The following is a 22801-nucleotide window of genomic DNA, read 5'->3' as shown; positions in this document are numbered from 1 at the left end:
GTTGTTCACGTCGAGTCGACGCTGACCGAGTAGCCGGCCCCGGTGGTGAGGTCGGGGGTGGCTTCCGTGACTACTGGCTCTGTTCACGAGAGGCGGCAGCGTCTACGGGGATTCGGGAGGCGCCCGGGGCCCTGGGTAGGGTCCAAATGTTCACGCGTCTTCGGCAGCGGACGGGGTCCCACCCGGCGTGTGAACCGTGCCTGTTCGATTGCGAGAAACATGGGCCTCGGGGTTGAAGTTGCCGTTGCGGCAGCTTCTACGGTCGTGACCGGGGCCGCAGAGACCGGCCCGGCGACACACACGCTGGAGTCGTGATGGACTGGCCGATCTCAGAGGTGGCCCGGATGTCAGGCGTGACCGCCCGGACACTGCGCCACTACGACAAGACCGGCCTGCTGCCTCCGGCCCGGATCGGCGCCAACGGACACCGATACTACGAGGAGCACCAGCTTCTGCTGTTGCAGCAGATCCTCGTACTACGGGCGCTGGGCGTCGGGCTGCCGGAAATCGGCCGGATCCTGTCCCAGCAGGTCGACGAAGTGGATGCCCTGCGGGGCCACCACCGACGGCTGCTCGTGGAGAGGGACCGGCTCGACACCCTGGCCGGCACTGTCTCCCGCACGATCGCCGAACTGGAGCAGTCCAGGAAGGACGGCACCCCCATGACCATCAACCGACCGGAGAACCTCTTCGAGGGCGTCCAGCCCTCCCACTACGAGGAGAACGTGTCCGACTTCCCCGAACTCGCCGAGGAGGTCGGACGGCGCGCAGCCGCGATGAGCCAGGCCGACGCCGACGCCGGCCACCGTGAACGCACCGCGCAGATGATCCGACTGGCCGAACTCATGGCCGCGGGCCACCCGGCAGACGCCGAGCCGGTCCAAGCCGAGATCGACGCCCAGTACCAGGCGCTGACCCAGCTGCGTGCCGTGTCCGCCGAGGAATACCGGGCCATCGGAGTCTCCTGCGTGGACAACGACGCCTGGCGCAACGCCTACGAGACGATCGCCCCCGGGCTGGCCGCGTATCAGCGCGACGCCATCGAGGCGTACGCCACCACCAGGCTGAACTGAGGAACAGCGCACCGCCACCCGGGACCGGCCCGCGATGGCGGTTGCGCCATGTCACGGCAATGTTCGATCCCGAGGACCGACTGTGACCACCGCGACAGGGTGCTGCCCGTTCTCGGGCTATGGCTCAGGTTCCGTGACTCAGCGTGCGCAGTTCACGGAACTTGAGCCAGAGCCGGAAGTCGTGAACAAAGCCACCGTGAGCGTCTTCGCGTGGCGCTCGGCGGTGAGGAAGACGATCCACAGAGCGATGCCCTCTCTGGTGAAGCACAGGTCGCCGGGCAAGGCTTCGGGATCGGGACGACCTTGCCCTTGTGCAGTCCCGTGGCGGCCGACGGGCGTGGCAGCCGCCGTCACTGCTGGTCGCAACCGGACAGCGTGCGGCGGGGGTGGCGAAACCGCCCGGGCCGCCCTGGCGACGGCGGAAGCTCGTACCGGCTACTGCCGTCGCACGGGGGCCGCGTTTTCCACGCCGAGGTGAGACCGGCCGTCCGTCGGTCAACCTAGTGTTCGCGGCCTGTGGCGGAGCCGAATCCCAGCCAGGTGTGGCGGTTGCCCCACCAGCACCAGCCGACCTTCGGGGCGTTGCGCCGTTCGCGGCCGTCCCGACCGGTGCCGTTGCTGATCCAGATCGCCGGGGTGCGGGCGTCCAGCGTGCCGTTCGCCTTGCGCAGCCGGGAGCCGATGGTCATGAAGCAGCGGTTGCGCTCGAGGACCGCCGGTTGCTGGAGCACCCAGTGGATGCCTTCGCTGAGCACCAGCGGGGTCCGCTCCTCCTTGGTGAGGGCGGGCAGGGCCTCCTCGGGGCTCCAGTTGGCCATGTGGTCGCCGCGGTCGAGGCCGGTGACGAGGTAGAAGGGGGCGTCCGGCAGCTCGATGCCGACGGGGGCGAAGCTGTCGACGTCGGGCATGTCGATGACGACGAAACCCGGCTTGTCCTCGCGGCGGAGCAGCGGCGCGAGGGCGGAGGCCGGGACGCGGTCCGGGTGGACGGCAAGGAGAGCGTCGCTGTCTTCGCTGCCGGCGTTCGCGGCGAAGGCGCGCAGCTCGTCGGCGGGTATCCCCGCGAGCTCGTGCACCCCGAGCTCGATCAAGCGCTCCGCCTGCGCGGCCAGCGGCGGGAGAGGTGGCACGGCGGCGGTGGACGAGGTCTCGGGCAAGGTACTCCTCTGTTCGCGGTGGATCGCGGTGGCGGTGGATCGCGGTGGACCGACCGGTCAACGGAGCGGCCCGCCGGGATGTTCCCGGCGCAGCGGCGATCGTGACACACACGGAAGTGCGGGACGACGAGCGCCAGGCCAGGAGACGATCACGCTGGAGGGTACAACCAAGAAGCCCTGGGGGCGGGTTGTTTGATCCTCAAGGAGGCCCCACACCACACGAACCTCTGTCGCCGCGCATCGACGCAGAGCCGCTGCGGTCCGCCTCTCAGGCCGGCGACGAGGAGTCCGCGAGGGCGGGGAGAACGGGCAGGCAGGGCAGGTGGCGAGGCGGTCGATGCGGCGGTTGTACGTCATGTCGGTGCGGCGGGTGGACTTCCGTACAGATCGCCGGTCGGCCGCGCTCGCCCCGCCGGGGCGGAGGCAGGCGCGGCCGGTACGCCGGCGCCGCGGTCAGGCGGTGTGGAGCGTCAGCCCGTAACGTCCGAGGATCTCGTTGACGGGCTGGAACCACGTCTCGCCACCGGAGGAGCAGTTGCCCCAGCCGCCGGAGGTGACTCCTTGGGCCTGGTCGCCGCTGATGAAGGCGCCGCCGGAGTCACCGCCCTCCGCGCACACGCTGGTCTTCGTCATCTGATGCACCGCCCCCTGGCTGTAGTTGACGGTCTCGTTCTTGGCCAGGACCGTGCCGCAGTGCCACCGCGTGGTGGAGCCGGAGCGGCAGATCGACGCTCCCACGGGGGCTTCCGCGGAACCTCGGACAAGACGGTCCGGGACGGCGCCCCAGCCGAGCACCACGGGTACCGTCCACCAGCCGCTGTGGATGCCGACGTACGCGTAGTCGTCGCCGGGGAACGAGGAGCCGTGGAAGGTGCCCATGGCGGACCCGTCCCAGCCCCGCACAGCGGCGCCGGCCCGCCCGCAGTGCCCCGCCGTGACGAACCCGCCGTGGACGGAGAAGCCGATGGAGCACCGGACGTTGCCGGTGTAGTACGGGTCGCCACCGACGGTTCCGGCTGCGTACGTACGGGGCGCGCTAGCCGTCTCGGCGACGGTGACGGGGCCGGAGGCGCGGGCCTTCTCGACGAAGGCGCGCACGGCGGGCGTGGAGCGCTCGGCGCGGACCACGGTGACGACGACGCTGTTGACACGGGGGGCGACGTGCCAGCCGGCCACGCCGACGGGGGCGGCGAGCGCGTCGAGGCGCGCTTTGACGCGGTCGAGCGTGCCGGCGCTGTGCCGGACGAGCCGGGTGTCGGCTCCGAGGCCACGCACTTCGGCCTCCTCACTCCGGCCGGTGAGGGCGACGACGAGGCGTGCGGTGTCGGGGTCGAACCACGCGCCGCCGTACGAACGGCCCGCCGCTCGTCGGGCTTCGCCTTCCAGGCGCGCCGCGGCCCGCTCGGCGCGTAACCGGTCCTCGACCTGGCGTTCCGTCAGGCCGAGGTCCTGTCGCATCGCGTCGAGAAGGCCAGTGGAGGCCGAGGGCGCGGATGCGGGAGCGGGGGCCGGGCCGACGGGAGCGGCATGGGCGCCGCCGAGCCCGACGGTGAGCAGGAGGGCCGCGACGGTGGCGGTCAGGGCGGATGTACGTCTCACAGGTGACTCCTGATGGGGAGAGTGATTGAGAGCGCTCTCAGACGGTGCGGAAGTCACGCTAGCGGCAGGCCACTTGTCAGGTCCATACCATGCGCAGGACGAAGGTCGCCTGCCTCCGCGGGCAGGACGGCACCCCTCCCCCGCCACCACTCACGCGGCTTCTGAGTGAGGGCGGCCGGGTACCCTCGCCGAGGCATGATCCGAACGGGACGGGCGCGGGGGGCACTGGTGGGCGGCGAGGCAAAGGCGATGGCACGGGCGGACGAGGCTCTGGCCGCTCTGCGGGTGAGCGGCACGGTGCGGCCGATCGCCCCCTTCACCGCGGACGCTCTCGATGCGTGGCCGATCACGCTCCCGGCCGCTGTCCGCCGGGTGCTGCTGGAGGCCGGCGGAATCGTCACCGTGGATCCGGACCGGCCCGACGGTGACACTGACACCTACCGCTTCGGACCGGCCGCCGAGTACGCCTCCCGTGCCTTCCGTGACGGCTACTGGGGGCTGGGCGAACGCCGCGGCGACCACTTGCAGGTGATGGTCGGCGTCGACGGCACGGACCGCCCCGACTGGGGGCCGGTGCTCGCCGCGTCGTTCGGTGAGGACGGCGACGTGTGGGTCCTGGCACCGACCTTCACCGACTGGCTGGCCGGACTCGTCGCCCCCGACCCCGACTCCGACCCCGACTCCGCGCCCACCGGAGCGGGCGGAACCGGCGCGTCCGCGACGGCGTCCGTGTCCGCCGTGCCCAGCGTGGCGGTGGCCGAGGGCCCCGACGCCGAACTCGCCGCGCTCGTCGGCCGCGGCGACCAGCTGACGGACGTGGTGGACCTGGCGAAGCTGCCCGGCTACCCGTGTCGGGTGATCTGGGAGCCGTACTACTCGCTGGAGTTCGACACCGCCGACACCGGCAGCAGCGAGATCGAGGCCGCCATCTGCGGGGGTGGCCGGCTCCTGACGCTCCGCAGCGTGGTCAGCGGCGACTTCCTCGGCCGGCCCGTTCGCCGGCACACCGTGCCGGCCGACGCGGGAACGCGATCGGTGTCCGAACTGCGGTCCCTCGCCGCCGAATTCCCCGCACGGGTGGCGCTGACCCCGGGCTGCACGGACGGCGAGATGGACCGCTGGCCGGTCCCGGTCCCGGCCGGCATACGGGAAGTGCTCAGGGAGATCGGCGCCGTCCGGATCAGCGGGCTGCCCCACCTTCTCCTGCTGCCCGGCGCCTCGGAGCACCAGGTCTCCCCGGAGACGCACGTCATGCTGGGCGGCGACGGTACGTACTGGCCGCTCGCCCGGATCGATTACGGGCCGTACACGGCGCTGGCGCAGATACGGCTCGACCCGGCCACGGGAGCGTGGGGGTGTGCGGTGTCGGTGATGTCCACGCCCGACACCCTGCGGGAGTTCCCCGACCTCACGCTGATCGCCGAGTCCCTTCCCGACCTGCTGCTGACCTACGCGCGGCTGGCCCGGGAGGCTGCGGCCCGGGAGGGGGCGGGCGCCGGATGGCGGCCGGAGGCCGACTGGCTGTTCCCGAACACCGGCGAGGCATGGCCCCGCCCGGTGCCGGTCGAGGAGTGGGTCGGTTCCGCCGACCCGCTGCTCGCAGCCGCAGCGGAACTGCCGGCGGGAACCCACGGCGTGGACCTGCGTGCCGTTCCCGTGCCGGCGGACGTCTCCTTCCACCGCGCCGAGGACTGGCCGTACCGGCACCCGCTCAAGCGGCTCACGTTCCCGGGCGGGGGCACCCTGGTGCTGGCCGAGCTCGAAGAGGGCTGAGGGCTGAGGCTGAGACCGGGGGCTGATGTCTGGGGCCTGCCGGTCGTTCCGGCAGCTGGCACGGCAGCCGAGCCGCCGCCACGAGGACGGCCCGCCGGACCGGGCTGAGACCGCCCGCGGCCCTTGGTGTACGAATTCCATGTGAACGAACAGATCGAGGTCCCGACCGTCCGCGTGTTCATAGCGCTCGCCCCGCCCGACGGCGCGAAGGAAGAGCTGGCGCAGGAGCTGCGGCAGTACTACGACACGTACCCGGGCATGCGGTGGAACCGTATCGAGGACTGGCACATCACCCTGGCGTTCCTCGGCGAGGTGCCCACCGCGACCGTTCCGCGCCTGCACGCACCGCTGGCACGGCTCGCGGGCGCACGGCGGCCCGTGGAGCTGGCGCTGCGCGGCGCCGGGTGCTTCGACGAGCGGGTGCTGTGGAGCGGGATCGACGGTGATCTCGAAGGACTGCACCTCCTCGCCACCGAGGTCCGGGCTGTGGCCAAGGAGTGCGGTGTCGCCTTCGAGGACCGGCCGCTCCGTCCCCATCTCACCCTGGCCCGATCGCGCCGCGACGATCCCTCCAGCGCGGTGAAGGCCGCCGCAGGGCTCGCCGCCTTCACCGGCAGTCCTTGGCGCGCCGAACGCCTCCACCTGGTGGGCAGCAACTTCGGCCGCGGCCCGGGGCCGATCCGTTATCGGGACATCGACGCGTGGAGCCTCAGCGGGGGCGGGATCGAGGGCGGGAGCGACACACCGTCGGGTCGTACCGAGGCCTGACCGGCGGAACGTCTCAGGGACCGCGAGGCCGGCCATGGCGACGCCCGGCACCGAGGGGGTGTCCACGCACCCCCGCGTCGCTCACCGAAGCCGACCGTCACGAGTGGTGCGTTTGACGGCAGCCCTGCACGGGGCTGCACTGGATTCATGGGCGCTGCGGCGACTCCGTCCTAGGGAGAGCAGCGATGACAAGCACGGAAACGTTCAACCTTCTGCAGCCGTACAAGATCGCCGAGGAGACGTTCGTCATCCCGTGGGCCCTCGAGGCCCCGCCGGTGGGCCACTTCCCGATGAACTCGATGGTGATCCGGGGAGCCGAACCGGTCCTGGTGGACACCGGGGCGCCCGCAGTGCGCTCCCAGTGGCTGGAGGCGGCCTGGTCCGTGGTGGATCCCCTGGACGTACGGTGGATCTTCCTCACCCACGACGACCGGGACCACGCCGGCAACCTCTTGGCGGTCCTCGCCGAATGCCCCAACGCGACCCTGCTGACGACATGGTTCTCCATCGGCCGCATGGCCGAGGAGTGGGAGACCCCCATCAACCGGTGCCGCTTCATGACCGACGGCGACACGATCGACGCGGGCGACCGCACCCTGGTCGCCAAACGACCGCCTCTGTTCGACAACCCCACGACGCGGGCCCTCTTCGACCCGAAGACCGACGTCCTGTGGGCCGTCGACACCTTCGCCACCAACGTGCCGGCCCCCATGCCCGAAACGGCGGCGCTGTCGCCGGACGAATTCCGTGACGGCCAGTTCTTCGGCGGAAGCCTGGTCTCCCCCTGGGTCGCCCTGGTGGACCCTCACAAGTTCGGAGCGGTCGTCACCGACTTCCAGCAGTTGAACGCCGAGGTCATCGCCGGCTGCCACTCCCCCGTCCTCCGCGGCCCCCACATCTCCGAGGCCTACGACCTCCTCCGCCGGCTCCCGGAGATCCCACCGTGGGCCGAGTTCACCCAGGCCGACCTGGACCAGTGGATGGCGGTCGCCGAGAGCTCGGTTCCGCCGGAGCAGCCCCGGCCCTCGGGGACGTGAGGGGCGCTCAACCGCTTCCCAGGAGACGGCGGCCGGCGCCCGGTACGGGCGGCGACGCGCGAACCGGCGACCGTGCGCGGGAGCGAGAACGGCGGCCCCCTCCACCGGGTCGGCGGAGGGGGCGTCGCGGTCAGGCGCGGAGGAGCCGTTCCGTCACCTCGCGGTAGGTGCGCAGGGTGAGGCGGAGCTGTTCGGTGTCGGATGCGCGCCGGCCGCCCGAGTCGCCGTTTCCCTGCCAGCCCGCGCGCAACGCGGTGCGACGGTCCTGAAGGGAGGCGATGAGTTCCTTCTCCACCTCGTCGAGCACCTCGGCCGCCTCGGCGACCGAGTCGCGCGGTGAGTCGACGAACCCGGCGAGTGCGTGGTGCAAGCGCTCTGCCAGGCGGGTCCGGTCGGCATCGCCGAGCAACGGCTCGGGCGTTCCGCTCCCACCGTGCCCTTGGCCGGGGCTGTGGCCCGAACCGGAAACCCGCCCGTCCGCGGGCCGCGCGCCGTTCGCCGGAAGGTCACCGTCGCCGTCGTGCGTCAGCGGATCCGCCCCGCTCCGTCCGCGCGGCGCGGCGGGGGTCACGGCGGGAGTGTCGTGACGACTCCCTCCGCTCCGGCCCGTGGCGCCGCGGTCCTCGGACGGTGCGGCGGACAACGGTGACGCGGACAGGGGTGTCACCGGCGTGTCGGCAGTACCGGTGACCGGCGGTGCCGCAGGCGCGGGCGGTGCGGGCGCCGGCGGTGCGGGCGGCGGTGCCGGCGGTGAGGGGTGGCCGACGTTCTGGACCGGTGGGGTCTCACGCGGCGGCCCGTCGCCGCCACCCGTCGCGGCCGGGTAGGCGGGAACCTCGCGCTGCCGCCGCGGGTCGTTTCCGGTGCGGCCCTCCGCCTGCTGGTCACGGCTCTCGCGCGCCGCCATCACGCACCACTTCCCTTCGGCTTGAGCAGATGGCCGCGCCCTTGCCCGGCCGCCTTTCGCGGACGTGCCGTGACACCCTTCGCAGACGTGCCCGTGGTCAGGTCCTCGAACAGGCCGCGCGCCTGGAGCAGAGCCTTGCGCAGCTGATCGGTGGACGCGGAATCGGAGCGTGCGGCCCTCCGTGCCCTGCGGAGGCCCTCCACATGGCGCGGGTGGTGCACCGACAGGGCGGCGAGCTGCTCGTCGTGACGGTCGGCGGCAGGGTAGCCGCGGGTCGCGGCGATCCGCGCGAGGAGTTGTTCGGCGTCGGCGACGGCCTGCCGAGGGGCGTCCACGAAACGTTCCTGGAGCGTGGTCCACTGGGCGACGTACTGCTCGCGGACGGCGGGCTCCAGCGGCAGCGGCCGGATGTGGCCATGCCGCTCGACCCGTTCGCGCAGGTCGTGGTGGGCGGCCTCGGTGTCTCCGCCGTGGCGTTCGAGGGTGCGGTCGTACTCGGGGCCGAAGCGCCGCTTGAGGGAGCGTGTGCCGCTGCCCGGGCCCGTACGGGCCCGGAGCAGGACACCGGCCGCCAGCAACACCGCGACCACCGCCGCGATGATGAGAACTGTGGTCAGGGTCGACATGGCTGCCTTCCTGGATTGACTCCTGGCTGGCTGTTCTTCACTGCTTGACTGCTTCACGGCGCGCCTGTCGATTCGGCTTGCCGCTTATCCAGGAGTCAAACCCGTAGCCCGACCGTCGAGCCGGTGACCCTACTTGACCGAACCCGCCATCACCCCCTGCACGAAGTGCCGCTGGAAGGCGAAGAAGACCACGACCGGGACGATCAGGGAGAGGAAGGCGCCGGGCGCCAGCACGTCGATGTTGCTGCCGAACTGCCGTACCTGCGACTGCAGTTCCACCGTCAGTGGCTGCGAGGAGCTGTCCGCGAACAGCAGCGCCACCAGCATGTCGTTCCACACCCAGAGGAACTGGAAGATCGCCAGGCTCGCGATGGCGGGCCTGCCCACCGGCAGCACGAGCCGCGTGAAGATCCGCCACTCACCGCCCCCGTCCATCCGCGCGGCCTCCAGCATCTCGCGCGGGATGTCGGCGAAGTAGTTGCGCAGCAGGAAGACGGCGAACGGCAGCCCGTACGCGACATGGAACAGCACCACGCCGGGGATCGTGCCGAACAGGCCCAGCTGGCCGAAGAGTTTGGCGACCGGAAGCAGACCGACCTGCACCGGGACCACCAGCAGGGCCACCACCGCCAGGAAGATCCAGTCCCGGCCGGGGAACTCCAGCCAGGCGAAGGCGTAGCCGGCGAGGGCCGCGATGCCGACGACGAGCACGGTCGTCGGCACCGAGATGAGCACCGTGTTCCAGAAGGCCCGCGTGATGCCGGCGTTGGCCAGGAGCGCCGTGTAGTTGTCGAGCGACAGCTGGCCGGGAGCGTTGAGCGCGGTCCACCAGCCGCTCGACGCGCTGTCGTCGGCCGAACGCAGCGAGGAGAGCAGGAGACCCGCGACCGGGGTGATCCAGACGAGACCGACGACCGCCAGGAACGCCTGGACCAGGCCGTTGCCCAGCCACCGGCGGAGCCGGCCGCCGGGAGCCCGGCAGGGTGGGGGCGGGGCGGGCGTGTTCGGGCCCGACGTCGGCGCCGGGCTCTTCGAGGGGGCGGGGGTGGCGGTCGCGCTCATGACTGACTCCTGCGGAAGCGGCGGACGTTGAACACCATGGCGGGGATCACGAGCAGCAGGAGCAGCACCCCGAGCGCACTGCCGAGCCCCTGGTCGTTGCCGCCGCCGAAGGAGACGAGCCACATCTGGGTGGCCAGTACAGTGGCGTCCTCCTGCACCGGGCCGGGCGCGATGATGTAGATGAGGTCGAAGACCTTCATCACATTGATCACCAGGGTCACGAAGACGACCGTCAGCACGGGCGCCAGCAGTGGCACGGTGATCCTGCGGAACACCTGCCACTCGCTCGCGCCGTCCATCCGGGCCGCCTCCAGCGCGTCACGCGGCAGCGACGACAGTCCTGCGCCGATGAGCACCATGGCGAAGCCGGTCCAGATCCACAGGTACGCGCCGATGATCGCCGGGGTGACGAGGGCCGGGCCGAGCCAGGACACGCCCTCGTAGGGGGGTGCGAAGTTCGCCGCGGGCAGCCGCACGGTGTACGAGCCGTCCGTGAGGCCCGCGAAGCGGTACGAGCCGTCCGCCGCCGTCGTCGAGGTGGCGACCGTCCTGCCGTCCCGTACGGCCTCCACCGTGAGCCCCGGCAGGCCGCGTTCGGCCGGATCGATCGCCCCCGGCCGTCCCCCGCCGCCGGGGGTGAAGTCCAGGTAGACGGCACCGCGTACCTCGTCCGCGCCGGCCTTCGCCGTCGAGGCCGGCTTCGCCTCGGCCGGCATGTCCTTGGGCGACACCCCCACCAGTCCGAGGTCGACGGTCCGGCCCGGCGAGACGGCCGCTGCCGTGCCGTACGACCCGTCCGGGGTCTTGCGCAGGCCCTGGTCGTCCCGGGGGCGGGCGGCCGGGTACGAGGACGTGCCCGTGAAGGCGTCATGGACGCCGACCACGGCGGCGTTGAGGACGCCCTTGTCGGGGTCCTCCTCATAGGCGAGGCGGAAGATGATGCCCGCCGCGAGGAAGGACACGGCCATCGGCATGAACAGCAGGAGCTTGAACGCGGTGGCCCAGCGGACCTTCTCCACCAGGACGGCGAGGATCAGCCCCAGCCCGGTCAGCAGTGTCGGGGCGACGACGACCCAGATGGCGCTGTTGCGGATCGCGGTGAGCGTGGCCGGGTCGCGGAACATCTCCGCGTAGTTCTCCCCGCCGACGAACCGGCTCCCGGACGCGTCGAAGAAGCTGCGGCCGACGGAGAAGAGGACGGGGTAGACGACCAGCGCGCCGAGGAGCAGCAGCGCGGGCAGGACGAAGGCGACGGCGATGGTCCGCCGGCGGCGCTGGGCGCGCCGCCGGGGACTCGCTGCCCCCACGGGAGTGGTGAGGGTGGTCATGTCCGTCAGCCCTTGTAGGCCTTGGCCGCGGCGGCTTCCAGGGCTGCCGCGGTCCCGGCCGGGTTCGACGGGTCGCGCAGGAAGTCCTGCAGCAGCTTCCACTCCCCCACGCCCTTCGTACCGCCGAAGGAGGCCGGGGCCTGGTCCGACATGTCGAAGCGCACCGAGTCCCCGGCGTCGATCAGGGACTTGGCGGTCTCGCGCAGGGTGTCGTCGCCGTAGGAGGCGAGGTCGAGCTTCTTGTTGGGGGAAAGGAACCCGCCGGCCCCGGCCCACACGGCCGCCGCCTCGGGCGTCGCCAGGTACTCCATGAACGCCGTCGCGGCCTTCTGGTTCTTGCCGTCCTTCAGGACGACGGCCGCGTCACCGCCGCTGACGACGGGGGCCTTGCCGCCCGTCACCGCCGGGAAGGGGAAGAAGGTGGCGTCCTGGCCGATCTTCTTGCCGAACTGGTCCTTGGCGATGCCGGCGACGAAGTCGCCCTCGTACACCATGGCCGCCTCGGGTTCCGGGCCGAAGACCTTCTCGACGGAGCCGGGGAAGTCGGTGCCCAGCGCGCCCTTCTGGCCGCCCGCTATCAGCTTCTTGTCGGAGAACAGGGTGCCGAGCGTGGTGAGGGCCTTGACCACGCTCGGGTCGGTCCAGCTGATCTGGTGCTGGGCGAGCTGGTCGTACTTCTCGGGGCCGGCCTGGGAGAGGTAGATGTTCTCGAACCAGTCGGTGAGCGTCCAGCCGTCCTCGCCGGCGACCGCGAAGGCGGCCAGGCCGGAGTCGGAGACGGCCTGGCCGCTCCTGAGCATCTCCTCGTACGTCTTCGGCGGCTTGACGCCGGCCTGTTCGAACGCGTCCGGGCTGTACCAGACGGTCGACTTGTGCGCCGCCTTGAAGTACAGGCCGTACAGCTTGCCGTCGACGGACCCGTACTCCTTCCAGACGGGTGCGTAGTTGGCGCCGACGGCGCCGGCGGTCTTGTCGGAGAGCGGCTTGAGCCAGCCCTTCTCGGCGAACTGCTGGAGCACGCCGACCTGGGGGACCATCACCACGTCGGGAGCGTTGCCGCCCTCGATCTTGCTGCCGACGACCGTGGAGACGTTGTCACCGGTCGAGGTGAAACGGGTCTGGGCCCCGGTCTTCTCGGTGAAGGCGTCCAGCACCTTCTGGAAGTTCTTCTGTTCGGCGCCGGACCATACGCCGGCCACGTTCAGGGTCTGGCCGCTGAGCTCCTTGCCGCCACCGCCCGCGCTCACCGGGTCGCCGCCGCAGGCGGTGGCCGCGAGTGCCAGGGTGAGCGCCGAGCAGCACGCCATCGTCGTCCGTCGTCGTGCGTTCATGGTCATACCTCCGAGGTGGTGTGGTCAGGGGTGGTGTGGTCGGGGGTGGTGTGGTCACTGGTCCACCAGGCCGCGGTGGATCCGGGCAGCACGCCGGCCGGGCAGGGGCCGCTGGACAGCAGCGGCGCGCCGGCGACCGGGGCGGGCACCGACGCTGCGGTGAAGTTCACGGCGCAGACGAGGCCCTCGCCGCGTTCGAAGGCCAGGACACCGGGCGGCGCGTCCAGCCAGCGCAGGCTGCCCTCGCCCAGCTGCGGGAGGCCTCGGCGCAGTTGCAGGCCGTCGCGGTACAGGTGCCAGAACGAGCGCGTGTCGGCGAGCGCCCGGTCGGTGGCGTGCTCGGCGAACCAGCCGGGCTGCGGCAGCCACGGCTTGGCGCTCTCGGCGCCGGTGCTGAAGCCGAACGGCGAGGCGTGGCCCGACCATGGCAGTGGTACGCGGCAGCCGTCGCGGATCCTGGCCCGGCTGCCGGTGCGCCGGAAGATCGGGTCGGTGAGCACCTCGTCGGGCAGGTCCACGACCTCGGGCAGACCCAGTTCCTCGCCCTGGTAGATGTACGCGGCGCCGGGCAGCGCCAGCATCAGCAGGGCGGCGGCCCGCGCCCGGGCGGCTCCCAGGCCGCTTCCCTCGGTGCCGGACTCGCCGTACCGGGTAACGGTGCGGACCTGGTCGTGGTTGTTGAGCACCCAGGTGACGGTGGAGCCGGTGCCCGCGATGTCCCGCAGTGCCTCGTCGATCACGGTGCGGAAAGTGGCGGCGTCCCAGGGCGCGCCGAGCAGGTCGAAGAAGAAGGCCTGGTGCAGTTCGTCGGGGCGTACGTACAGGGCGTGCTCACGGGCGGTCGGTACGGACACCTCGCCCACGAGCAGTCGCTCGCGCCCGTCGCGGGCTGTGTACTCCTCGCACACGGATCGCCAGTGCCGCCACACGTCGTGCACCTCGGGCTGGTTCCAGGCCAGCGGGTTGACCGAGTCGCGGGTACGGGCGTCGGCCTCCGGGTCGGAGGAGTCGGGGAGCTCGGGGTGCTTGAAGAGACCGGCGGCCACGTCGATGCGGAAGCCGTCCACGCCCCGGTCCAGCCAGAATCGCAGGACGTGCTCGAAGTGGTCGGCCACCTCGGGGTTGCGCCAGTTCAGATCGGGCTGCTCGGGCGTGAACATGTGCAGGTACCACTGGCCGGGTGTGCCGTCCTCCTCGGTCACCCGGCTCCAGGCCGGTCCGCCGAACATGGCGTGCCAGTTGTTGGGCGGCTCGTCCCCGCCCGGGCCGCGGCCCTCGGCGAAGTGGAACCGGGCGCGGGCCTCGCTGCCGGGGCCCGCCGTGAGCGCCTCGCGGAACCAGGCGTGCTCGCTGGAGCAGTGGTTGGGGACGATGTCGAGGAGCACCTTGATGCCGAGTCTGCGCGCGTCGGCCACGAGCCGGCCGAACTCCTCCAGGTCGCCGTAGACGGGGTCCACATCGCAGTAGTCGGCGACGTCGTAGCCGTGGTCGGCCTGCGGTGACGGGTAGAAGGGGCTCAGCCAGATGCCGTCGACGCCGAGCTTCTTCAGGTACGGGAATCCGGCGCGGACCCCGGCGAGGTCGCCGATGCCGTCCCCGGTGCTGTCCAGGAAGCTGCGGACGTACACCTGATAGATCACCGCGTCGCGCCACCAGGGGTGGGCGGAGCGGTGCGTGAGGCGCTGCGAGAGGCCGTCGCCGGCCGGGGCTGTGAGCATCACCCGTTGACCTGTTTCTTCGTGAAGGGGTGCGCGCCATTCAGAGCGAATAGCGGTTATGCATGCATGTTAGGTAGGGGTGACGAGAGAGTGTCAACGAGTGCGCAGAAACCCGCGGCAATTGAGGCTTTATGTCCAGATACGGGCTGCGACAGAAACGTTATCGGCAACCTGGACGTTACCTAACAGATAACTAACTCACGCGTAGCCCGAAAAAGGGCGGGAAGCCCGAAAGGAGACGATCGGGTCAACGGCGGTGGGCGATGGCCGCGAGTTCCCCGGCCAGCCGTCGCACGGCCGCCTCGGGCGTCTGGTGCTGCGCCATGGCGTCGTGCACCACGGCCTGCACGGCCAGGCTGACCTGTTCGTACCGCGGGCTCTTGGGTCGCGGCGCCGCCGCGAGCACGCTGGCGCGGAGCGCGGGCAGGTAGGGGAACCGCCGCACCAGCTCCGGGTCCCGGTACAGCGCGGCCCGCACCGGCGGCAGGGCACCCTCGGTCAGCACGCGCCGCTGCACCTGCTCGCTCGTGAGGTACGCGATGAGGTCGCGGGCCGAGTCCGGGTGCCGGGCATGGCTGCTCACCGCGAGGTTCGACCCGCCCAGCACGCTCGTGCCCGGCCCGGACGGGCCGGGCAGCGGCACGGCGCCGAACTTCCCCGCCACCTCGGAGTCCTCGCCGGACGCGCCGGCGTAGGCGTACGGCCAGTTGCGCAGGAAGAGCAGCCGGCCGTCCTGGAACGCCTGGCGCGACTCCTCCTCCGTGTACGCCAGCGCCTCCTCGGGGATCCAGCCGTCACGTACGCCCCGGGCGAGGAACCCGACCCCCGCGCGGGCCGCCTGCGAGTCCACCGTGACCCGCTCACCCTCGTCGCCGAGGATCGTGCCGCCCGCCGAGTACACGGCTTCGGCGGCGTTGACGGTCAGCCCCTCGTACGGCAGGAACTGCCCCGCGTACCCCTCGAGCCCGTGCCGGGGCGCGAGCGTACGCGCCTGCCGTTCCAGCTCCGCCCAGGTCCGCGGTGGCCGTACGCCCTCGCGGTCGAGCACGTCCTTGCGGTAGAAGAGCATTCCGGCGTTGGTGACGTACGGGACGGCGTACAGCCTTCCGTCGTACGTCGCCGTGTCCACGACCGGCCGCAGAAAGCCGTCGAGCGGGACGCGCGTCCGGTCCACGGGTGCGATCCAGCCGGCCGCCGCGAACTCGGTCGTCCAGGCCACGTCGATGTTGAGGATGTCGAACCGGCCCGCACCCGACCGCAGGTCGGTGATCATCTGGGCACGGGTCTCGTCCGCCGAGTCGGGCAGTTCGACCAGAGTGACCCGTTCACCGGGATGTGTCCGGTTCCACCCGTCGAGCACGCGGCCGAGATAGCCCGTGAGATCGCCGGCCGTGGCGAGGGTCATCGGGCCGCGCCCACCCTCGCGCTCCACGGCCGCCGGGGCGGTACCGGATGCCACATATCCGGACAGAACGACCATGATCACGAGGAGACCCCTACCCGCGGCACGTATCCACCGCATAGGTTCCTCCCTGTGCACCGGCGCAGGACCTCGGCGTCCGGCGTCACGGGCATGTATACCCGTTAGGCATGGGCGATACTAGAGCCCACATCACATCGGGAGCCCGTGGAGGAGGACAGCACGAGTGCGCCTTCCCCTCCTGGCTCTCCTGGCACGGGGGCCCGCCCACGGCTACGAGCTCAAGCAGGACCTTGAGCAACTGCTGGGCGCCGCGTACCCTCCCACCAACGTCGGCCAGATCTACGTGACACTCGGCCGGCTGGAGAAGTCCGGCCTCATCGAGGGCGAGGAGATCGCCCAGGAGAGCAGGCCCAACAAGAAGATCTACCGCCTCACCGACGCCGGGCAGGAAGCGCTGCGCGCCTGGTTCGAGGAGACGGCCGACGAACCGAGGGTCCGGGACGAGTTCTTCATGAAGCTCGCCCTCGCCCCGAGGACCGGGCTCGCCGACCAGATCGCCCTCATCAACAAACAGCGACGCGAGTACCTCAACACCATGCGCAACCTGTCCAAGCTGGCCGCCACCGAAGACCGGGACAACCGCATCGCCCACCTGCTGATCGAGGGCGCCATGCTGCATCTGCAGGCCGACCTCGACTGGCTGGAGCGCTGCCAGGAGGAACTGGAGGACCTGCTGTGACGGACGCCTCCGCCATATCCGCCGAACCGCTGCTGCGCGCCGAGGGCCTCGTCAAGACGCACCACGGCGAGGGCGCACCCGCCCATGCCGTACGCGGCGTCGACCTGGCCGTGCGACACGGCGAGTTCGTCGCGGTCACCGGCCCCTCGGGCGCCGGGAAGTCCACCCTGCTGCACCTGCTCGGCGGCCTCCAGCGTCCCGACAGCGGCTCCCTGTGGCTCGACGGAGAACGCACCGACGGCTACAGCGAGGCGCGCTGGGCCGTCGAGCGGCGCCGCCGCATCGGCATCGTCTTCCAGTTCTTCAACCTGGTCTCCAACCTCACCGTCGCCGACAACGTCGAACTGCCCGCCCTGCTGGCCGGCTCCTCCGCCCGGCAGGCCCGGGCCGAGCGCGAGAAGCTCCTCGCCGAGCTGGGTCTCGACGGCAAGGCCCGCAGCATGCCCGGCGAACTGTCCGGCGGCGAGCAGCAGCGCGTCGCCCTCGCACGGGCCCTGGTCAACCACCCGCGCCTGCTCCTCGCCGACGAACCGGCCGGCAGTCTCGACAGCAAGGGCACCCGCGAGGTGATGCGGCTGCTGACCCGCTTCCACCAGCGGGGACAGACCATCGTCCTCGTGACCCACGACGCCCGGCTCGCCAGCGCGGCGGACCGGGTGATCAGCTTCTTCGACGGCCGCATCGCCGACGACGCCGAACTGGGCGGCACGCCGTCGCGCGGTGCCGGCCTGTCCGGCGTCCTCGCGCTGAACGACCTGACGCCCGACCCGACGAACGACCTGAAGGACTGACCGTGCGGGCCATGCTGCGCTGGGCGCACGCCGATCTGCGCACACACCGGGGCGAGGCACTCTTCCTCGTCGCCGCCACCGCCGGCATCGTCGCCTCGCTGCTGCTCGCCACCGCCCTGTTCGGATACGCCACCAACCCCTGGCAGCGGGTCTTCACCCAGTCCCACGGCGCGCACGTCTGGATCCACACCGGATCCGCCGCCGACACCGGACGGCTCGCAGCCCTCGACGGTGTCGCCGCCGTCTCCGGCCCGTACCGCACTGCCACCACCACCGTCTCCTCGCGCGGCGCCCGCGCCGGCGTGGAACTGCGCGCCACGGACGCCGTCCTGCCAGCCACGGGCCGCCCGCTGATGACGTCGGGCCGCTGGCTCGACCCGGCCGCACCCGACGGCGTCGTCCTCGAAGCGGGCCTGGCCCGCGCTCTGTGGGCCGAGCCGGGCGACCGGCTCACCGTCGCCGGACGCACGCTCACCGTCCGGGGCGTCGCCGAGACCGCCGAGCGCCGCTACCGCCCCGGCGACCGACCCGGCACCGTGTGGGCCCTCCCGCGCGCCGTGCCCCGGGACGGTCCCGCCGGCCAGGTCGTCGGACTGCGGCTCACCGACCCCGGCGACACCGACTACACCGTCCAGCGCGCGGTCACCACGCTCGGCGCGGGCGCCGTCGGCGACATCTCCACCTGGCAGCAGGCCCGCGCCGAGGCGCAGGGCGACACCAAGCTGCTCGGCCAGGTCCTCGGGCTCTTCGGGCTGGGCGCCCTCATCGCCGCCGCGCTCGCGGTGTTCGGAGCCATCAGCACCCGGGTTCGCGGCCACCTCCGGGACATCTCAGTCCTGAAGGCCATCGGCTTCACACCCGGCCAGGTCGTACGGATCTTCCTCGTCCAGCACCTGGCGTTCGCCGTCCTTGGAGCCGCTCTGGCCGCCTCACTCGTCAGGTCCGTGGGCAGCCGCCTGCCCGGCCGGCTCGGCGACGCCGTCCAGGTCTGGCAGGGCCTGCCGGGCCACCTCCCGGCTCTCCTGCTCATCCCCGTCGCGGCCGTGCTGTTCATCGGGGCGGCCACCTGCCTGGCCGCCTGGCGGGCGGGCCGCGTCCCACCCGTACCTGTGCTGCCGCCGGCCGCGGCCCCGGGCGGAGGGCTCTCCGGCGCCGCCCGCAAGGCGCTCGGGCTGCGCGTGCCGCCCGCTCTCGTCCTCGGCTGGCACCGGGCCTTCGGGCGGGGGCGCCGTGCCCCGGCCGCCGTCGTGCGGCTCGCGCTGCCCCTGCTGCTGATCACCGTGGCGCTGGGCGCGTGGACGACCATCGAGCGTTTCGACAGCCGCCCCGAGCAGCTCGGCCTCGCCGCCGCGCTCACCGCCCGCCCGGACGGCACACTCGACGACCGCGAGGCGACCGCGCTCCTCGCGGCGAACCCGGACGTCCGGGCGGCCCATCCCGGCCTGGAGGTCGCCGCCCTCGTCCCCGGCCAGACCGGCACCATCGCGCTGCGCGGCCTCGGCACCCGCGAACGGCCCTACCCGTACTCGATCGCCGAGGGCCGCGCGGCCCAGGGCCCCGACGAGGCCGTCGCCGGGCAGGGCCTGCTCGACCTGCTCGGCGCCCAGGTCGGTGACTGGGTACGCCTGACCGCCGGCGGCCGGCCCCAGGTGCTGCACATCGTCGGCCGCAGCATCGAACCGGAGAACGGCGGTCGCGTCATCTCCACCTCGCTCGACACCCTCCGCGAGAACGACCCCGGTCTGCGCCCCAGCCTCTACCAACTCCAACTGCGCCCCGGGGCGGACCCTCGTACGGTGAGCGCCGAGCTCGCCGACGCCTCACGGGGCCGGCTCGACATCCACGAGGTCACGAGCCCCGCCGACCACCTCTCCGCGCTGCGCGGCCTGGTCGCCGGGCTGATCGCCGTCCTGGCCCTGATCGGTCTCACCGAACTGTCCACGACGATCGGCGGCAGCGTCCGGGACGGCGAACGCGACCTGCTCGCGCTGAAGGCCATCGGCCTGTCCCCGCGCCAGATCACCACGGTGACCGTCACCGCCGTCGGCTGCACGGCACTGACCGCCGCCCTCGCCGGCACGGCCCTCGGCGTCCCCCTCGCCCACTGGCTGATCGACCACGAGGCCCGAGCCACTGGCATCGGCGCGGGCATCGCCCAGGCTCCGTCCGTCCTCCACCTCGTGGCCCTCATCGCGGCGGCCGTCGCGGGCGCGGTCGCCCTCGCCGTGCTCCCCGCCGCCCGCGCCACCCGCCACCGCCTCGCGGACACGCTCAGCGCGGTCGCGTGACCCCCTCCCCGGTGCTGTACTGAAGGTGGAAGATCCCCGCTGAGAGGGGTGGTCATGCGTCTTCCCACGCGACCCTCCACGCAACGTTCCTCCCGCAGGTGGACCCCCGTACTGGCCTCGGTCACCGCGCTCCTGAGTCTCGGCGTCCTGGCCCCCGCCGCCCCCGCGCAGGCCGCCCCGCCGGGCCCCGTCGTGATCCGCGTCGTCGACGGCGACACGGTCGAGGTACGAGGCACGGGCAGGGTCGTCCCGGCAGGTGTCGTCGCCCGCGTACGCCTCCTCGAGATCGACACCCCCGAGCGCGGCGCCTGCTACAGCCGCGAGGCCACGGCCCGTACCACCGAACTGCTGCCACCGGGCAGCACGCTGCGAACCGAGGCCGACGTCGAGCTCAAGGACCGCTACGGCCGGTTCCTGCTCTACGTGTGGAACGAGCGGGGTGTCTTCGTCAATGAGTCCTTGGTGCGCAGCGGTCACGCGAGGAGCGTGCTGTTCGAGCCCAACGACAAGCACTGGACGACGATGACCGAGGCAGAGGCGGCCGCCCGCCAGGCCGGCGCGGGCCTGTGGTCCTCCTGCCCCACTGCCTGACGGACCGTTCTCGGCCCACCCCCTCCGGTCTCTGGGCCGCCTGACGGAGCGGGAGCGGGAGGTGCCGGCCGGTCTCGGCGGGGGCCTGTCCAACGCGAAGATCGCGAGCCGGCCGCACTTGGTCGAAGGCACGGTGAAGGCACACGTCAGCGCCGTCCTCGCGAAGTTGGGCGTCCGTATCCGCGTGGAGGCCGCCATCGCCGCCTACGAGGCCGGCCTGGTCCCCCCACGCACCGCCTGACGCGATTCCCTGCAGTCGCCGAGCGACGAGTGCGTCCACATCGCCCTGTGGTCCCGCGGCCTGTCAGCGGGGCCGGCGGGCGTTGAGGCGGGCGGCCTGGCGGGTCAGGTGGGCGCGTTCGGGGAGGTTGGGTGCCTTCGGAGCCGCCTCGGTGTACAGGCGTGCCGCCGTCGCCAGGTCACCGGCACGCTCGTGGAGGTAGGCCGCCACCGCGGCGTGACGGGGCACTGAGTCGTCGAGGGCCGCGAGCGCCGCCAGGCCGGCGCGCGGCCCTTCGGCCTCGCCGACGGCCACCGCGCGGTTGAGCCGGACGACCGGGCTGTCCGTCAGGCGCGCGAGCTCGTCGTACCACTCGACGATCTGCGCCCAGTCGGTCTCCTCGGCGGTGGGCGCGTCGGCGTGGAGGGCGGCGATGGCGGCCTGGGCCTGGTACTGGCCGAGCCGGTCGCGGGCGAGGGCCGCCTGCAGGATCTCGACGCCCTCGGCGATCGACTTCGTGTCCCACCGGCCGCGGTCCTGTTCGGCGAGCGGTACGAGGCTGCCGTCGGGCGCGGTCCGGGTGGCGCGCCGGGCGTGGTGGAGCAGCATGAGAGCCAGCAGCCCCGCCACCTCCGGGTGGTCGATCGCGGCCGCGAGCTGCCGGGTGAGCCGGATGGCCTCGGCGGCGAGGTCGACATCGCCGGAGTAGCCCTCGTTGAAGACCAGGTAGAGGACCCGCAACACGGTGGCGACGTCACCGGGCCGGTCGAACCGTACGCCGGAGACGGTGCGCTTGGCCCGGCTGATGCGCTGCGCCATGGCCGCCTCGGGCACCAGGTAGGCCTGGGCGATCTGGCGGGTGGTCAGCCCGCCGACGGCTCGCAAGGTCAGCGCGACCGCGGACGACGGCCTCAGCGACGGGTGGGCGCACAGGAAGTAGAGCTGGAGCGTGTCGTCCACCGCGGGCGCGGGCCCGGGCGCCGGCTCCTCGTCGACGAGGCCCTCACGCCGGCGGCGGGCGGAGTCCGCCCGGGTCGCGTCGAGGAACCGGCGCCAGGCCACGGTGACCAGCCAGCCCTTCGGGTCCCGCGGCTGGTCGGCCGTCCAGACGCGGATCGCCTCGACCAGCGCGTCCTGCACGGCGTCCTCGGCCGCCGCGAAGTCGGCTCCGCGGCGGACGAGAATCGTGAGGACGCCGGGTGTGAGGCTGCGGAGCAGGGCCTCGTCCATCGGTGAGGTCACTCGGTGATGGTGGGCGGCGCGGACAGGAACGGGCGAACCTCGAGCCACTCGTGGATCGGCTTCCCGCCCGCCCCGGGGGCGGCGGAGAGCTCCCCGGCCAGTTCGACGGCGCGCTCGTAGCTGTCGACGTCGATGACCATCCAGCCGGCGATGAGGTCCTTGGTCTCGGCGAAGGGACCGTCGGTGACAGGCGGGCGCCCCTCACCGTCGTACCGGACCCACGCCCCCTCGGGGGCGAGCGCCTGACCGTCGACGAACTCGCCGGTCTTCTCGAGCCGGGCCGCGAAGTCGTTCATGTATCGCACGTGGGCCGAGATCTCCTCCGGCGCCCACTGGTCCATGGGCACGTCGTTGACGGCAGCCGGAGCGCCGCGGTAGTGCTTCAGCAGCAGGTACTTGGCCATCGTGTTCTCCTCGGTGGTGGTGCGACCCATTGTGGTCGCCTTCACTACGGAGACGGAGCCGGCCACGGGTTCTCGACATCGCCGTGCGAAATTTTTCTACTCCCCGCATCGGCGCCGGGAACGTGATCGACCAGAACCGTGCCGGTGGCCTCCTGCCGGCCGAAACCGAAGTCCGCGACCCGTGCCGGGGCGTCGCCCACGCGCCCCGGCACGCGCCCTCAAGCACGCTGCGAGCGCAGCCACATGAAGTAGTCGTCGATGTCCAGGACTTCGTCCCTCGTCAGACGGGCCGGAACCCAGCGCGTCGCGCGGCCGCTCTGGAGGAAGTCCTCCGGGAGGCCGGTGCCGTACGTCTCGACGTACTCCGCCGCGTCACGCCGCCAGAACCAGGTGCCGTCACTCAGGATGGCGGAGCCGCCGGTGACGGCGAACCGTCCCTCGAGGACGTCCTCCGTGTAGCCCATGAGGGCGATGATCACGGGAGCGTTCCTCAGGTACGCGCCGATCGCCGCTCGCTCGTCCTCCGGGATCGCTCCGTTCCCCTCCGCGAGCTCCTTCGCCATCTGGGAGAAGGCGGACTGGCCGGCGATCCGGCCGAAGACTCCCAGGGGGGCCACTTGACGCATCTTCTTCCCTCGGTCGAGTGTGCGGGCTGACCCGGGCATCGTAGATCGCCACCGGGTACGGGCAGGCGCGCGGGCCGGGTCCGTCCGAGATCTTCCCG

General features: G+C 72.1%; 20 protein-coding genes and 1 pseudogene. 9 read left to right on the top strand and 12 right to left on the bottom strand.

Going from position 1 to position 22801, the window contains the following annotated elements:
* Positions 1–314: 314 nt before the first annotated feature.
* Entirely contained in the window at positions 315–1073 is a 759-nt protein-coding gene (locus IE136_RS13115; RefSeq protein WP_189600395.1) for a MerR family transcriptional regulator, read from the top strand.
* 500 nt (positions 1074–1573) lie between these two features.
* Here the strand turns inward: IE136_RS13115 and IE136_RS13110 are convergent, their stop codons facing one another.
* Together IE136_RS13110 and IE136_RS13105 are read right to left on the bottom strand one after the other, a co-directional pair.
* Positions 1574–2230 (bottom strand): DUF5701 family protein, encoded by a 657-nt coding sequence (locus tag IE136_RS13110; RefSeq protein ID WP_158984007.1) that lies wholly within the window; start codon positions 2228–2230, stop codon positions 1574–1576.
* 453 nt (positions 2231–2683) lie between these two features.
* On the bottom strand, positions 2684–3829 hold the full coding sequence (locus tag IE136_RS13105; protein WP_189600394.1) for a S1 family peptidase: 1146 nt from the start codon (positions 3827–3829) through the stop codon (positions 2684–2686).
* Positions 3830–4024: 195 nt separating this feature from the next.
* On the opposite strand from IE136_RS13105, the gene IE136_RS13100 reads away from it, so the two are divergent.
* The 3 genes from IE136_RS13100 to IE136_RS13090 all read left to right on the top strand — a co-directional run bounded on the left by IE136_RS13100 (position 4025) and on the right by IE136_RS13090 (position 7407).
* Complete coding sequence (locus IE136_RS13100; RefSeq protein WP_189600393.1) at positions 4025–5602, top strand: hypothetical protein; 1578 nt, start codon at positions 4025–4027, stop codon at positions 5600–5602.
* A gap of 141 nt (positions 5603–5743) precedes the next feature.
* Entirely contained in the window at positions 5744–6370 is a 627-nt protein-coding gene (thpR, locus tag IE136_RS13095; protein WP_189600392.1) for an RNA 2',3'-cyclic phosphodiesterase, read from the top strand.
* 185 nt (positions 6371–6555) lie between these two features.
* Positions 6556–7407, top strand: coding sequence for an MBL fold metallo-hydrolase (locus IE136_RS13090; protein ID WP_158984015.1), 852 nt, complete (start codon positions 6556–6558; stop codon positions 7405–7407).
* A 130-nt stretch (positions 7408–7537) separates the two neighbouring features.
* Here the strand turns inward: IE136_RS13090 and IE136_RS13085 are convergent, their stop codons facing one another.
* The 7 genes from IE136_RS13085 to IE136_RS13055 form a co-directional block, all read right to left on the bottom strand.
* Complete coding sequence (locus tag IE136_RS13085) at positions 7538–7978, bottom strand: hypothetical protein (RefSeq protein WP_189600391.1); 441 nt, start codon at positions 7976–7978, stop codon at positions 7538–7540.
* Positions 7979–8313: 335 nt separating this feature from the next.
* Positions 8314–8940: a hypothetical protein gene (locus IE136_RS13080; protein ID WP_158984019.1), complete on the bottom strand. Its 627-nt coding sequence runs from the start codon at positions 8938–8940 to the stop codon at positions 8314–8316.
* Between the two features lie 129 nt (positions 8941–9069).
* Positions 9070–10002: a carbohydrate ABC transporter permease gene (locus IE136_RS13075; RefSeq protein WP_229818811.1), complete on the bottom strand. Its 933-nt coding sequence runs from the start codon at positions 10000–10002 to the stop codon at positions 9070–9072.
* Positions 9999–11330, bottom strand: coding sequence for an ABC transporter permease (locus tag IE136_RS13070; RefSeq protein WP_158984021.1), 1332 nt, complete (start codon positions 11328–11330; stop codon positions 9999–10001). The genes IE136_RS13075 and IE136_RS13070 overlap by 4 nt, the downstream gene beginning before the upstream one ends.
* Before the next feature lie 5 nt (positions 11331–11335).
* Positions 11336–12661 carry an ABC transporter substrate-binding protein gene (locus tag IE136_RS13065; RefSeq protein WP_158984023.1) on the bottom strand — a complete coding sequence of 442 codons (1326 nt, stop codon included), beginning with the start codon at positions 12659–12661 and terminating at the stop codon, positions 11336–11338.
* Between the two features lie 2 nt (positions 12662–12663).
* Positions 12664–14379, bottom strand: a complete 1716-nt coding sequence (locus IE136_RS13060) for a glycoside hydrolase family 13 protein (RefSeq protein WP_229818810.1) — start codon at positions 14377–14379, stop codon at positions 12664–12666.
* A 247-nt stretch (positions 14380–14626) separates the two neighbouring features.
* Complete coding sequence (locus IE136_RS13055) at positions 14627–15901, bottom strand: ABC transporter substrate-binding protein (RefSeq protein WP_189600390.1); 1275 nt, start codon at positions 15899–15901, stop codon at positions 14627–14629.
* A gap of 124 nt (positions 15902–16025) precedes the next feature.
* Here IE136_RS13055 and IE136_RS13050 point away from each other — a divergent pair, with 124 nt between their 5' ends.
* The 5 genes and pseudogenes from IE136_RS13050 to IE136_RS13030 all read left to right on the top strand — a co-directional run.
* Positions 16026–16541 (top strand): PadR family transcriptional regulator, encoded by a 516-nt coding sequence (locus tag IE136_RS13050; protein WP_158984027.1) that lies wholly within the window; start codon positions 16026–16028, stop codon positions 16539–16541.
* The gene (locus tag IE136_RS13045) at positions 16538–17332 is read left to right on the top strand and encodes an ABC transporter ATP-binding protein (RefSeq protein ID WP_158984029.1); all 795 of its coding nucleotides are present in this window, start codon (positions 16538–16540) and stop codon (positions 17330–17332) included. Before IE136_RS13050 ends, IE136_RS13045 begins: the two co-directional genes overlap by 4 nt.
* A gap of 2 nt (positions 17333–17334) precedes the next feature.
* A complete protein-coding gene (locus IE136_RS13040; protein WP_158984031.1) occupies positions 17335–19620 on the top strand; it encodes an ABC transporter permease in 2286 nt (761 codons plus the stop codon).
* Positions 19621–19674: 54 nt separating this feature from the next.
* A complete protein-coding gene (locus IE136_RS13035) occupies positions 19675–20211 on the top strand; it encodes a thermonuclease family protein (RefSeq protein WP_158984033.1) in 537 nt (178 codons plus the stop codon).
* 10 nt (positions 20212–20221) lie between these two features.
* Positions 20222–20452: pseudogene (locus tag IE136_RS13030) on the top strand (response regulator transcription factor); the annotation flags it as partial.
* Between the two features lie 63 nt (positions 20453–20515).
* Here the strand turns inward: IE136_RS13030 and IE136_RS13025 are convergent.
* The 3 genes from IE136_RS13025 to IE136_RS13015 form a co-directional block, all read right to left on the bottom strand.
* The gene (locus IE136_RS13025) at positions 20516–21661 is read right to left on the bottom strand and encodes an RNA polymerase sigma factor (RefSeq protein ID WP_189600427.1); all 1146 of its coding nucleotides are present in this window, start codon (positions 21659–21661) and stop codon (positions 20516–20518) included.
* 8 nt (positions 21662–21669) lie between these two features.
* The gene (locus tag IE136_RS13020; RefSeq protein WP_189600426.1) at positions 21670–22077 is read right to left on the bottom strand and encodes a YciI family protein; all 408 of its coding nucleotides are present in this window, start codon (positions 22075–22077) and stop codon (positions 21670–21672) included.
* A gap of 218 nt (positions 22078–22295) precedes the next feature.
* Positions 22296–22694: a hypothetical protein gene (locus IE136_RS13015; RefSeq protein ID WP_158984035.1), complete on the bottom strand. Its 399-nt coding sequence runs from the start codon at positions 22692–22694 to the stop codon at positions 22296–22298.
* Positions 22695–22801 lie beyond the last annotated feature (107 nt).

The sequence above is a fragment of the Streptomyces lateritius genome, assembly GCF_014649715.1.
GTDB lineage: Bacteria > Actinomycetota > Actinomycetes > Streptomycetales > Streptomycetaceae > Streptomyces > Streptomyces lateritius.
Note: the sequence above shows the minus strand (reverse complement) of the source record. Positions and strands in the feature narration are given on the sequence as shown.